This window comes from Paraburkholderia metrosideri, assembly GCF_904848625.1.
GTDB classification, from domain to species: Bacteria; Pseudomonadota; Gammaproteobacteria; order Burkholderiales; family Burkholderiaceae; genus Paraburkholderia; species Paraburkholderia metrosideri.
Genome location: NZ_CAJHCP010000012.1, coordinates 127,885 through 140,731 on the forward strand (window position 1 = coordinate 127,885; position 12,847 = coordinate 140,731).

Genomic DNA, 12,847 nt, shown 5'->3' on the forward strand with positions numbered 1-12,847 from the left:
TCACGCCTGCTCGGTCCATACGGTGTTCCACGGCACGCTGCCGATTTGCGGCGCGGGCACGTCAAATTGCTCAGGATAGCCCACCTGCGCCAGATACAACCCATCGGGCATAAACGTCGGCGCGGCGCATTCGCGGCTGCGGGCCGCGAGCACTTCGGCCATCCATTCAGGCGGGTGATTGCCTCGTCCGATGCTGACAAGACAGCCCATCAGATTACGCACCATATGGTGCAAAAACGCGTTTGCTCTGAAGCGGAAGTGGATAAAGTCGCCCTGCTGTATGACGTCGATCTGATACAGGTGCTTGATCGGCGTTTTCGACTGACATTGCGACGAGCGCAACGACGAAAAGTCGTGCTCGCCCAGCAGACAGGCGGCCCCCGCCCGCATTGCGTCGACATCCAGCGGCGTATGTACCCAACCGGCGCGCGTTGCCAGCATCGGCGAACGCACCGGATTCACATACAGCACGTAGTAGTAGGTCCGCTCAAACGCCGAAAACCGCGCGTGAAACTCATTCGGCATGGGCTTGGCCCATTGCACTGCGATCGTCTTCGGTAAAAACGCGTTCGGGCCGCGAACCCACGAAACGTCGGCGCGGTCGAGTTCGGTATCGAAATGCACGACCTGGCCAATGCCGTGCACACCCGCATCCGTACGACCCGCCACGACGATGTGTACAGGCGTCTGCGCGAACTCGGCCAGCGCCCGTTCGAGCACGTCCTGTACGGTATTGCCGTGCGGCTGCGACTGCCAGCCATTGAATGCTGCGCCGTCGTACTGGACGCCTAATGCAATCCGCTTCACGACAATGGCGCGAGGGTCGAGAGCAACGCGCGGGCCTCGGTACGCGTGGCCGGATCGTTCGCCTCGATCACTTCGTTGATAAGCGTGCGCGCGCCGGACAAATCGCCGAGCTCGATGTACTCCGAAGCCAGATCGAGCTTGTTACGCGCGATGCGGATCAGATCAGTCTGCGTGAACGCGGGCCAAGGCTGTGCCGGACTCGGCGGCAACTCGAGATCGAAGTCGAGCTTCAGCGCGCCGAAACCGGCAGCGCCAAGGCCCGCGACGGCTGCGGGGCCTGCCGTACCGGCGGCGATTTCATCGGCGATATGCGGGGTGGTGTCCTCGTGCGGCGCGACTGCCTGTTGCGCAGTCGTTTCCGGCGACGCAACCGGCTGGGTTATCAGCGGCTCAGGAGCATGGATATCGTCCGCGGTCGACTCGATCCGCGGCGGCAGCGGCATGTCGAGGCTGCTGAAGGCATCGACGGCATCGCTGGGGAAATCGGTCGGCACCGGTGGTATCGACATCGTGGGGACCGGCGGCAACGGCACGTCGCTGGCGTCGTCGCTTGCGTCATCAAACGGCTGACCGGGCGGCACTATTGCGTGCGGCTCGGTGTGTTGTTGCGGAAAATCGATCACAGGTGGTGGTACGTTCTGATTGTTTTGCGGCTCTGCCGATAGTTCTTGTTCGGCCAACGCCCCCGGCGCCGGCTCGTTGCTCCATTGCAAGTGGCGAGTGAGTTCCTCTTGCAGGATGGTTTCATCGACTGGTTCGAGCGACTTCAGCGGTAGCGCTTCGGCGCCAAGTTCCGCTGCGGCGGCCAGGCTGGCTGCGGTGGTCGCTGCGTCGATCGTGTCGTGAGGATGCTCGGGCAGCGGCTCCGGGCTGAAATTGAGGTTGACCGGTGGAGGCGTGTTCGGCTTTAACCCGGACGAGGGCTCGCCCGAAGCAGACGCCGTGGCGCGCTCCTGCCACGCGTCGCTGGACGCAGCCAGATTGGCCTCTTGCGAGAGCGCGTCGGCTTGCGACGGATGGCTCGTGGCTTCGTGCTCTGCTTCATGCCCTGCTTCGTGCTCTGCTTCGTGCCCTGCTTCATGCTCTGCTTCGTGCCCTGCTTCATGCTCCGTTTCCTGAGCGCGTGCCTGAGCGGCAGCGGCTTGCTCTGCCTCCACACGTTCTGCCGTGGCACGGACAGCGGCTGCGTGGTCCGCCGTTGCGCGCGCAGCAGCATCCCGCTCTTCAGCCGCCTGCGAGGCCGCCCGACGGATCTCCGCTTCACGCTGCGCCGTTTCGCGTTCCGCCGCTTCCCGTTGCGCCGCATTGCCCTCAGCCGCTTCGCGCTCGGCCGCCGCCAGCGCCGCCGCCGAGATGACGGCCGCGTCGTTGCCGTCATCCGATGCATCAGGCAGGGGAGCCGGCTCACCAGTCGAAACGATGCGCGGCGGTTCGCTATCTCGCGCCGCCACGTCGCGATCCGCCGCGGCAGCTTCCGCTGCCGCAACGTTCTCGCGCTTGCGCCGGCGCATACGCAATGCGCTCAGCAGCACGACCAGCGCGGCACCGACCGCCGCCGCGATACTCAGATTCTTTTGCGACAGATCGCCGTTATCCGATGCGGGAGCCGTCACGGCCCCATGTCCGGGCGTAACCGAAGCGGCAGCGGGTGCACCACCGGCCGGCGCTACGGCACTCGTGGCGACCGCCCCGCCAACGCCCGCCGAACCGCCGATACCATGCTTCTGCAATTCCATCAGCACGCGATTTTTCAGCGCGAGCAGTTGCTGCAAACTGGAGACCTTCGGCTGCGATGCCGATAGCGCAGCGGCCGACGTCGGCGCTGCGGCAGTACCCGGCAGCTGAGCGCCCGCCGCGGGCTCACTCGCCGACGGTTGAATCGAACCGGACCATGCGTGCGCGTCGCTGGCGGGCAACGCGGCCGCCTGCGAACCTGCCGCTGGAGCCGACGCCGTCGCGCCACTCGTGGCTGCGCCCGCCGATGCTGCCGAGCTGGCTTCAGTCGCCGCGTCTACTGTCCCCGAAACCGCCGTGGGTGCTGCAACGTGAGATGCCGCGCTCGTCGCACTGTCCGCGGCGGCATTGGCCTGCGACGCGCTGCTCGTCGCCCCAACGGCCGCACTCGCCGCACCCGTTGCCGCGCCTGGAGCAGAAGCCGATGCCGCAGAGGAGGCCGAGACCGACGACGACGCCAACGCGCCAGACGCATCCAACTCCGGCACCGTCAACATCGCCCCAACCCGCATCCGGCTTGGATCATGGCTCATGAAGGCGTTCGGGTTCGCATCGAACAGCGCGTGTGACGCGCGCGCGAGCGTCGCTTTGTCGTGTGACTGCGTGACGGCGATCGCCACGTCATTCAATGACTGGCCGGGCCGCACCGTATATTGACTGCCCGCCGCATACGACATCGAAGCGGCCTCTGGCGCGCTCGCGGCCGAATCCGGCGCGGCAAGCGCGTCGTTCAGCCCGGCGCCGGTCAGCGCAACAGCCACCACGGCCGCAGCCGCCACACGGCTCTTACCTTGAAGAGTGAACATGGCCCGAAGGGACGAGAGTCGAAGGGTCATCGGGACTCCAGGCGCGTCATCGCGCAGCCCTTGTTTGCGGTTGGAAAGAGACAAGATTTTCGGAGCACACAATGAAAAAAGCGCCGCGCAAGCGCGACGCTTCTTGAGTTGTCTACGCGTCGTGAGCGCGTAGTTTACTTTACTTGTCGAGCACAATGCGAAGCATACGACGCAACGGTTCTGCCGCGCCCCACAGCAACTGATCGCCGACCGTGAACGCCGACAGATATTCGCCGCCCATCGCGAGCTTGCGCACACGGCCGACCGGCACCGTCAGCGTGCCCGTGACCACTGCCGGGGACAGATCGCGCACCGTGGCTTCGCGCTCGTTCGGCACCACCTTGACCCAGTCGTTGCCCGACGCGAGGATGCTGTTCACTTCGTCCAGCGGCACGTCCTTGTTCAGCTTGATGGTCAGCGCCTGCGAATGGCAGCGCATGGCGCCGATCCGCACGCACAGGCCGTCGACGGGGATCGAACCCGGCGTGCCCATGGCCGGCTTGCCGAGAATCTTGTTGGTTTCGGCGCCGCCCTTCCACTCTTCCTTCGACATGCCGTTGCCGAGATCCTTGTCGATCCACGGAATCAGCGAGCCGGCGAGCGGCACGCCGAAATTGTCGGTCGGCATACGGTCGCTGTTCATCGCAGCCAGCACGCGGCGGTCGATGTCGAGAATCGCCGACGACGGATCAGCCAGATCTTCCTTGGCTGCACCGTACAGCGTGCCCATTTGTTGCAGCAGTTCGCGCATGTTTTGCGCGCCCGCGCCCGAAGCGGCCTGATACGTCATCGCCGTAATCCAGTCGACGAGGCCTTCGCGGAACAGGCCGCCCAACGCCATCAGCATCAGGCTGACCGTGCAGTTGCCGCCGATGAAATTCTTCTGGCCCTTGACCAGCGCGTTCTTGATCACGTCGAGGTTGACCGGATCGAGAATGATGACCGCGTCGTCCTTCATGCGCAGCGACGAAGCCGCGTCGATCCAGTAGCCGTTCCAGCCCGCTGCGCGCAGCTTCGGGAACACGTCATTCGTGTAGTCGCCGCCTTGGCACGAGATGATCGCGTCGCACTTCTTCAGGTCGTCGATGCTTGTCGCATCTTTGAGCTTGGTCTCGTTTTTGGCGAACGACGGCGCGTTGCCGCCCGCGTTGCTGGTGCTGAAAAACACCGGTTCGATCAAGTCGAAATCGCCTTCCTGCTGCATGCGTTGCATCAGGACGCTGCCGACCATGCCGCGCCAACCTACGAGACCTACGTTCATGACTTCATACCCTTCGAATGGAAACTTCCCCGCATCTTTGCCCGCAGTGACCGCGCGGGGAAGATGAGCGGGCACGACGGACGATCAGCGTTTCGTGATCGTTTTCGGGGTAATCGTTTTGATGGTGGTAATGGCGAGTTCAACCGCACGGGCCGTTTTGCCGTGGAGTTTGGAAATCGAGGAGATTTTTGAGATCTGCGCCATCGCCACAATATACACGAAAACCGGAATCTGGCGACGCCATTCGCCGCTTCAGCCGTCGCTGTTGTGTGTTTTACGCGTAAATTGGCCTCTTTAAAGGCCAATTTACGCTTTAAAGGCCGTTGCCGACCTTGCTGACCGCCTTTAACGCCGAAGCGCTTTACAGCGCCGCCACGACCGCATCGCCCATCGCGACCGTGCCGACCTGCTTGCAACCCGGCGTCAGGATGTCGCCGGTGCGATAGCCCTGCTCCAGCACCTTCTTCACCGCGTTTTCGATTCGATCCGCCTGTTCCGCCTTGTTCAGCGAATAACGCAGCATCATCGCGGCCGACAGGATCGTCGCCAGCGGATTCGCCACGCCCTTGCCCGCGATATCCGGCGCGGAACCGTGCGACGGCTCGTACAAGCCCTTGTTGTTCTTGTCGAGCGACGCCGACGGCAGCATGCCGATCGAACCCGTCAGCATTGCAGCTTCGTCGGAAAGAATGTCGCCGAACATGTTGCCGGTGACGACCACGTCGAATGCCTTGGGCGCCTTCACCAGTTGCATTGCCGCGTTGTCGACGTACATGTGCGACAACTCGACGTCCGCGTATTCCTTCGACACGTCGATCATCACATCGCGCCAGAACTGCGACGTTTCGAGCACGTTGGATTTGTCGACCGAAGTCAGCTTCTTGTCGCGCTTTTGCGCGGCCTGGAACGCGACGTGTGCAATGCGGCGCACTTCGGGTTCCGAATAACGCATCGTGTCGAAGCCTTCCTTCGAGCCGGCGAACAGACCGTCCGGCGCTTCACGCACGCCGCGCGGCGCGCCGAAGTAAATGTCGCCGTTCAATTCGCGCACGATCAGGATGTCGAGACCCGACACGATCTCTTCCTTCAGCGACGACGCACCCGTGAGCTGCGGATAGCAGATTGCCGGGCGGAAGTTCGCGAACAGTTGCAGATGCTTGCGCAGACCCAGAATGGCCTGCTCCGGACGCAGCGCGCGTTCGAGCTTGTCGTACTTCCAGTCGCCGACCGCGCCGAACAGGATTGCGTCGGCCTCTTTCGCCAGCGCCAGTGTTGCATCGGGCAGCGGGTGGCCGCTTGCTTCGTAGCCCGCGCCGCCAACCGGCGCTTCTTCGAGTTCGAACTTTTCGCCGAGTACGTTCAGGACCTTGACGGCCTCCTTGACGATTTCGGGACCGATGCCGTCGCCCGGCAACACTGCGATCTTCATGCGAATTCCTTGATGATTTTCTTCGGGACTTTTTAAGCGCGAGTCAGCGAGCGGGCCTCGAAAGACCCGTCCGCCTTTAACCGACGATGCGGTGATTCAACCACGGCTGCTTCGCCAAGCGTTCCGCTTCGAACTGACGAATCTTGTCTGCGTGACGCAGCGTGAGACCGATGTCGTCGAAACCGTTCAGCAGACAGTATTTGCGGAAGCCGGCGACTTCGAACGGATATTCAGCGCTGCCGTCCGACGTGCGCACGACTTGCGCTTCGAGATCCACGATCAGCTGATAGCCGTTGAACGCGTACGTTTCGTTGAACAGGTGATCGACCTGTTGCTCGGTCAGCACGATGGGCAGCACGCCATTCTTGAAGCAGTTGTTGTAGAAAATGTCGGCGAAACTCGGCGCGATCAGCGCGCGAAAACCATATTGCTGCAACGCCCACGGCGCGTGCTCGCGCGAGCTGCCGCAACCGAAATTCTTGCGCGCCAGCAACACCGACGCGCCCTGATAACGCGGCTGATTCAGCACGAAGTCCGGATTCAGCGGACGCTTCGAGTTGTCCTGACCCGGCTCGCCGTGATCGAGATAACGCCATTCGTCGAACGCGTTCGGGCCGAAACCCGTGCGCTTGATCGACTTCAGGAACTGCTTCGGAATGATCGCGTCCGTGTCGACGTTCTCGCGATCGAGCGGCGCCACGACGCCAGTGTGTACGATGAATTTATCCATGATTTACCCGAGCTTCCGAATATCGACGAAGTGACCTTCGATTGCCGCAGCCGCGGCCATCGCGGGGCTCACCAGGTGCGTGCGGCCACCGGCGCCTTGACGGCCTTCGAAGTTGCGATTCGATGTGGACGCGCAACGCTCGCCCGGATCGAGGCGGTCGGCGTTCATCGCGAGGCACATCGAGCAACCCGGCTCGCGCCATTCGAAACCGGCGTCGGTGAAAACCTTGTCGAGGCCTTCGCGTTCGGCTTGCGCCTTCACGAGACCCGAACCCGGCACCACCATGGCCAGACGGATATTCGGTGCCACACGGCGACCAAGTTTGCGGACCACGTAAGCCGCCGCGCGGATGTCTTCGATGCGCGCGTTGGTGCACGAGCCGATGAAAATCTTGTCCGGCTTGATCGACTCGATCGGCGCGTTCGGTTCCAGCGCCATGTACTTCAACGCGCGTTCCATTGCGTCGCGCTTGACCGGGTCTTTTTCGCGTTCCGGATCAGGCACGCGGCCGTCCACAGCCGTGACCATTTCCGGCGACGTGCCCCACGTGACTTGCGGCACGATTTCCGCGGCGTTCAACTCGACCACGCGATCGAAGTGCGCGCCGTCGTCCGACTTGAACTGCTTCCAGTACTCGACCGCGTGATCCCACTCGACGCCTTCCGGCGAGAACGGACGGCCCTTCAGGTATTCGACGGTGGTGTCGTCCACGGCGACCATGCCGGCGCGCGCGCCTGCTTCGATTGCCATGTTGCAGACCGTCATGCGGCCCTCCATGGACAGCGAACGGATAGTCGAGCCGCCGAATTCGATGGCATAACCCGTGCCGCCCGCCGTGCCGATCTTGCCGATGATGGCGAGCACGATGTCTTTCGCGGTACAGCCGCGCGGCAGCGGACCTTCGACCTTCACCAGCATGTTCTTGCTCTTCTTCTGCAAGAGCGTTTGCGTGGCGAGCACGTGTTCGACTTCCGAGGTGCCGATACCATGCGCGAGCGCACCGAACGCGCCGTGCGTGGAGGTGTGCGAGTCACCGCAGACGATCGTCATGCCCGGCAGCGTAGCGCCCTGCTCCGGCCCGATGATGTGCACGATGCCCTGACGCAGGTCGTTCATCTTGAACTGCGTGATGCCGTAGGCGTCGCAGTTCGAATCGAGCGTGTCGACTTGCAGCTTCGAGATCGGGTCGGCGATACCGTGCGTGCGGTCGGTGGTCGGGACGTTGTGATCCGAAACCGCCAGATTCGCGCTGATGCGCCACACCGGGCGCTCAGCCAGCTTCAGGCCTTCAAACGCCTGCGGGCTGGTCACTTCGTGCAGCAGGTGACGGTCGATATAAAGAATCGAAGTACCGTCTTCTTCCGTGTGGATCACGTGCGTGTTCCACAATTTGTCGTAGAGAGTCTGTGCCATGGTATGCGGGGTAGTAATAGCTTTCGGGCTGACTGTGTCGGTCGATTATGCCACGCAGAACCTTGCCACGCGACCCTCCGCACAAGGAAAAACCGATAAAAAACAGGGAGTTGGGTGGTAGTGGCGATACCTGTATCGATGGCACCCGGAAAGGGTGAGCATGACGGCGAGTCTATGCGCCGGCATGCGGCTAAATCGTATGAAGCGCTTCGAAACAGCTGGCGCGGCTTCTATCTAACGCGACGATTTCAATCCAGTTTGGTTTTTCTTGGCACGCCATCTACGATTGCTCCTGGCTCTTTCGGTGCATACCCATTTTGCAGTTGCGCGCGACCCAGAGGAGTCGGGCGCGGTCTCACGCGCAAAAAAAAACGCCCCAACGGATAAATCCCGTTGGGGCGTTTCTCAAAAATCGACCGAGTCGTGAAAGTGCTTTTTGCTCGTAGCAAACCGCCGCTACGAATTACACAACTCCGGGCCGGATCAACGTTGTGCGATCGGCTTCGCTTCGCGTTGCGTGTCGCCAACGAACAGCTGACGCGGACGGCCAATCTTCTGTTCCGGATCGGCGATCATTTCGTTCCACTGTGCAATCCAGCCGACCGTACGTGCCATCGCGAAGATACACGTGAACATCGACGTCGGGATGCCCAGTGCGCGTTGCACGATGCCCGAGTAGAAGTCGACGTTCGGGTACAGCTTGCGCGACACGAAGTATTCGTCTTCCAGCGCGATCTTTTCCAATGCCATCGCGAGCTTGAACAGCGGGTCGTCATGCAGACCCAGCTCTTCCAGCACTTCGTGGCAGGTTTCGCGCATCAGCTTCGCACGCGGATCGTAGTTCTTGTACACGCGGTGACCGAAGCCCATCAGCTTCACGCCCGAGTTCTTGTCCTTCACCTGCTTGATGAACTCAGGAATGTTGTCGACCGAGCCGATTTCTTCCAGCATGTTCAGCGCGGCTTCGTTCGCACCACCGTGCGCCGGGCCCCACAGACACGCGATACCAGCAGCGATACACGCGAACGGGTTCGCGCCCGACGAACCGGCGAGACGCACGGTCGACGTCGACGCGTTCTGTTCGTGATCTGCGTGCAGGATCAGGATACGGTCGAGTGCGCGCACCAGCACGTCGTTGACCTTGTACTCTTCGCACGGGTTCGAGAACATCATGTGCATGAAGTTCGCGCTGTACGACAGGTCGTTCTTCGGGTACGCAAACGGCTGGCCGATGCTGTACTTGTAGGCCATTGCGACCAGCGTCGGCAGCTTCGCGATCATGCGGATCGCCGACACTTCACGGTGACGCGGATTGTTGATGTCGAGCGAGTCGTGATAGAACGCCGACAGCGCGCCGACTGCGGCAACCAGAATCGCCATCGGGTGCGCGTCACGACGGAAGCCGCGGAAGAAGAAGTGCATTTGTTCATGCACCATCGTGTGATTCGTCACAGTCTTGACGAATTCTTCTTTCTGCGCCGCGTTCGGCAGTTCGCCCTTCAGCAGCAGGTAGCAGCTTTCGAGGAAGTCCGCGTTTTCCGCGAGGTTGTCGATCGGGTAGCCGCGGTACAGCAGCTCGCCCTTGTCGCCGTCGATGTAGGTGATCGCGGAATTGCACGCCGCCGTCGACATGAAGCCCGGGTCGTACGTGAATTTGCCGGTCTGGCCGTACAGTTTGCGAATGTCGATTACGTCCGGGCCAAGGGTACCCTTGTAAATCGGCATTTCAACGCTCGGCGAATTGTCGCTGAACGATAGCGTGGCTTTAACATCTGACGGGGTCATAGCACATCCTCAATCGAAGTATGGAAACAGGGTTTCGATAATTGCACGCCTGGAACAACAGGCTGGCGGCGCTCACGCGTTGCGCAGCAGCTCCAGAACACGGATTACATCCGGGTCGGCAAGCTCGCCCTCCGGTTCCTTGCGCACAAGCAGCAAGTCCATCAGGTCGTTATCGCTCAGCTCGAGCAGGCGCGTAAGTGCACCTACGTCGGCGTCGCTGAGGTCATGCTCATATCGGCTGAAAAAACGTTCGAAGATCAGATCGTTTTCCAGCAGGCCCCGCCGGGCACGCCAACGAAGGCGCGCCCGGCGGAGAGGGTCGGACTGATGCGATGTTTCGTCCATCTCAGACCGCGCGGCGAACCATCAATTCCTTGATCTTGCCAATCGCCTTGGTCGGGTTCAGGCCCTTCGGGCAGACGTCGACGCAATTCATGATGGTATGGCAACGGAACAGACGGTACGGATCTTCCAGATTGTCGAGGCGTTCACCCGTCGCTTCGTCACGGCTGTCCGCGATGAAGCGATAGGCTTGCAACAGGCCAGCCGGGCCAACGAACTTGTCCGGATTCCACCAGAAGCTCGGGCACGACGTCGAGCAGCTGGCGCACAGGATACATTCGTACAGGCCGTCGAGCTCGTCGCGTTCTTCCGGCGACTGCAGACGTTCCTTTTCCGGCGGCGGCGTATCGTTGATCAGGTACGGCTTGATCGAGTGATACTGGTTGAAGAAGTTCGTCATGTCGACGATCAGGTCGCGAATGACCGGCAGGCCCGGCAGCGGGCGCAGCACGATCTTCTGCGGCAGATCGTTCAGGTTCGTGAGACACGCCAGACCATTCTTGCCGTTGATGTTCATTGCGTCCGAACCGCACACGCCTTCACGGCACGAGCGACGGAACGACAAGGTCTCGTCCACGGCCTTCAGCTTCAGGAGCGCGTCGAGCAACATGCGTTCGTGCGAGTCGATGTCGATCTCGTACGTTTGCATGCGCGGAGCAGCGTCCTTATCCGGGTCGTAGCGGTAAATTTCAAATATACGCTTTGCCATTTCTGAATTCCTTTGACTGGTGCCTTAGAAGGTACGCGCTTTCGGCGGCACGGATTCGACGGTCAGCGGTTGCATGTGAACCGGCTTGTAGTCGAGGCGGTCGCCTTCGCTGAACCACAGCGTATGGCGCAGCCAGTTTTCGTCGTCGCGATGTTCGAAGTCGTTCTGCGCGTGTGCGCCACGGCTTTCCTTGCGCGCTTCGGCGGAGACCATCGTGGCGCGCGCCACTTCGATCAGGTTCGCCACTTCCAGCGCTTCGACGCGGGCCGTGTTGAACACCTTCGACTTGTCCTTCAGATGGATGCTATCGACACGTTGAGCCACTTCACGAATAGCCTCGACGCCCTTGGCCAGCAACTCCGACGTACGGAACACGCCGGCGTGAGCCTGCATCGTGCTGCGGATGTCGTTCGCGACGTCCTGCGCATACTCGCCCGACGACGACTTGTCGAGCTTATCGAGACGCGACAGAGCGAAGTCAGCAGCATCGGCCGGCAGCGGCTTGTGCTCTTTCATGCTCTGCACGTGCTTGACGATGTGGTTGCCGGCCGCGCGGCCGAACACCACCAGGTCGAGCAGCGAGTTCGTGCCGAGACGGTTTGCACCGTGCACCGACACGCACGAGCATTCGCCCACTGCGTAGAAACCGTTGACGATTTCTTCGTGGCCACGCGCCGTACCGACGACCTGACCGTTGATGTTCGTCGGGATACCGCCCATCTGGTAGTGAATGGTCGGCACAACCGGAATCGGCTCTTTAATACAATCGACGTTCGCGAACTTCATTGCGATTTCGCGGATCGACGGCAGACGCTTCATGATCGTCTCTGCGCCGATGTGCGACAGGTCGAGCAGCACGTGATCCTTGTTCGGACCTACGCCACGGCCTTCCTTGATTTCCTGGTCCATCGAACGCGAAACGAAGTCGCGCGGCGCCAGATCCTTCAGCGTCGGCGCGTAGCGTTCCATGAAACGCTCGCCGTTCGAGTTACGCAGAATGCCGCCTTCGCCGCGCACGCCTTCGGTAATCAGCACGCCCGCGCCGGCCACGCCGGTCGGGTGGAATTGCCAGAATTCCATGTCTTGCAGTGCGATGCCCGAACGCGCAGCCATGCCCAGGCCGTCACCGGTGTTGATGAACGCGTTGGTCGATGCCGCGAAGATCCGGCCTGCGCCGCCCGTTGCGAACAGCGTGGTCTTGCCTTCGAGGATGTAGACGTCGCCGGTTTCCATTTCCAGCGCGGTCACGCCGAGCACGTCGCCGTCGGCGTCGCGGATCAGATCCAGCGCCATCCATTCGACGAAGAACTGCGTCTTGGCTTCCACGTTCTGCTGGTACAGCGTGTGCAGCAGTGCGTGACCGGTACGGTCGGCAGCCGCGCAAGCGCGTTGCACCGGCTTTTCGCCGTAGTTGGCAGTGTGGCCGCCGAACGGGCGCTGATAGATCGTGCCGTCTGCGTTACGGTCGAACGGCATGCCCATGTGTTCGAGTTCGTAGACTGCGTTCGGTGCTTCACGGCACATGAACTCGATCGCGTCCTGGTCGCCGAGCCAGTCGGAACCCTTGATCGTGTCGTAGAAGTGATAGTGCCAGTTGTCTTCGCTCATGTTGCCGAGCGAAGCGCCGATGCCGCCTTGAGCAGCAACCGTGTGCGAACGCGTCGGGAACACTTTGGACAGAACGCAAACCGACAGACCGGCGCGCGCGAGTTGCAGCGAAGCGCGCATTCCCGAGCCGCCTGCGCCGACGATAACCACGTCAAACTTGCGACGCGGCAGAGAATTCTTGATTGCAGCCATT

General features: G+C 61.7%; 10 protein-coding genes. All 10 read right to left on the bottom strand.

Annotation, left to right across the window (positions count from 1 at the left end; genetic code table 11):
- Positions 1-807, bottom strand: a complete 807-nt coding sequence (gene truA / locus LMG28727_RS25485; RefSeq protein WP_201645078.1) for a tRNA pseudouridine(38-40) synthase TruA — start codon at positions 805-807, stop codon at positions 1-3.
- Complete coding sequence (locus tag LMG28727_RS25490) at positions 804-3,377, bottom strand: FimV/HubP family polar landmark protein (protein ID WP_201645079.1); 2,574 nt, start codon at positions 3,375-3,377, stop codon at positions 804-806. The genes truA and LMG28727_RS25490 overlap by 4 nt, the downstream gene beginning before the upstream one ends.
- A gap of 139 nt (positions 3,378-3,516) precedes the next feature.
- The gene (gene asd, locus LMG28727_RS25495; RefSeq protein WP_074766674.1) at positions 3,517-4,638 is read right to left on the bottom strand and encodes an aspartate-semialdehyde dehydrogenase; all 1,122 of its coding nucleotides are present in this window, start codon (positions 4,636-4,638) and stop codon (positions 3,517-3,519) included.
- Between the two features lie 361 nt (positions 4,639-4,999).
- The gene (leuB, locus tag LMG28727_RS25500; protein ID WP_074766672.1) at positions 5,000-6,067 is read right to left on the bottom strand and encodes a 3-isopropylmalate dehydrogenase; all 1,068 of its coding nucleotides are present in this window, start codon (positions 6,065-6,067) and stop codon (positions 5,000-5,002) included.
- A 76-nt stretch (positions 6,068-6,143) separates the two neighbouring features.
- Positions 6,144-6,797 carry a 3-isopropylmalate dehydratase small subunit gene (leuD, locus tag LMG28727_RS25505; RefSeq protein WP_201645080.1) on the bottom strand — a complete coding sequence of 218 codons (654 nt, stop codon included), beginning with the start codon at positions 6,795-6,797 and terminating at the stop codon, positions 6,144-6,146.
- A gap of 3 nt (positions 6,798-6,800) precedes the next feature.
- Complete coding sequence (gene leuC / locus LMG28727_RS25510; RefSeq protein WP_201645081.1) at positions 6,801-8,210, bottom strand: 3-isopropylmalate dehydratase large subunit; 1,410 nt, start codon at positions 8,208-8,210, stop codon at positions 6,801-6,803.
- Positions 8,211-8,693: 483 nt separating this feature from the next.
- The gene (gene gltA, locus LMG28727_RS25515) at positions 8,694-9,995 is read right to left on the bottom strand and encodes a citrate synthase (RefSeq protein ID WP_201645082.1); all 1,302 of its coding nucleotides are present in this window, start codon (positions 9,993-9,995) and stop codon (positions 8,694-8,696) included.
- A 72-nt stretch (positions 9,996-10,067) separates the two neighbouring features.
- On the bottom strand, positions 10,068-10,340 hold the full coding sequence (locus LMG28727_RS25520) for an FAD assembly factor SdhE (protein WP_074766664.1): 273 nt from the start codon (positions 10,338-10,340) through the stop codon (positions 10,068-10,070).
- A 1-nt stretch (position 10,341) separates the two neighbouring features.
- Entirely contained in the window at positions 10,342-11,046 is a 705-nt protein-coding gene (locus tag LMG28727_RS25525) for a succinate dehydrogenase iron-sulfur subunit (protein WP_074766662.1), read from the bottom strand.
- 24 nt (positions 11,047-11,070) lie between these two features.
- On the bottom strand, positions 11,071-12,846 hold the full coding sequence (sdhA, locus tag LMG28727_RS25530) for a succinate dehydrogenase flavoprotein subunit (protein WP_201645083.1): 1,776 nt from the start codon (positions 12,844-12,846) through the stop codon (positions 11,071-11,073).
- Position 12,847 lies beyond the last annotated feature (1 nt).

Bases quoted from the DNA above. Each gene is read 5' to 3' on its own strand.
- LMG28727_RS25525 (WP_074766662.1), bottom strand. From the start codon at position 11,046: ATGGCAAAGCGTATATTTGAAATTTACCGCTACGACCCGGATAAGGAC.
- gltA (WP_201645082.1), bottom strand. From the start codon at position 9,995: ATGACCCCGTCAGATGTTAAAGCCACGCTATCGTTCAGCGACAATTCG.
- sdhA (WP_201645083.1), bottom strand. From the start codon at position 12,846: ATGGCTGCAATCAAGAATTCTCTGCCGCGTCGCAAGTTTGACGTGGTT.
- leuC (WP_201645081.1), bottom strand. From the start codon at position 8,210: ATGGCACAGACTCTCTACGACAAATTGTGGAACACGCACGTGATCCAC.
- asd (WP_074766674.1), bottom strand. From the start codon at position 4,638: ATGAACGTAGGTCTCGTAGGTTGGCGCGGCATGGTCGGCAGCGTCCTG.
- LMG28727_RS25520 (WP_074766664.1), bottom strand. From the start codon at position 10,340: ATGGACGAAACATCGCATCAGTCCGACCCTCTCCGCCGGGCGCGCCTT.
- leuD (WP_201645080.1), bottom strand. From the start codon at position 6,797: ATGGATAAATTCATCGTACACACTGGCGTCGTGGCGCCGCTCGATCGC.
- leuB (WP_074766672.1), bottom strand. From the start codon at position 6,067: ATGAAGATCGCAGTGTTGCCGGGCGACGGCATCGGTCCCGAAATCGTC.
- LMG28727_RS25490 (WP_201645079.1), bottom strand. From the start codon at position 3,377: ATGACCCTTCGACTCTCGTCCCTTCGGGCCATGTTCACTCTTCAAGGT.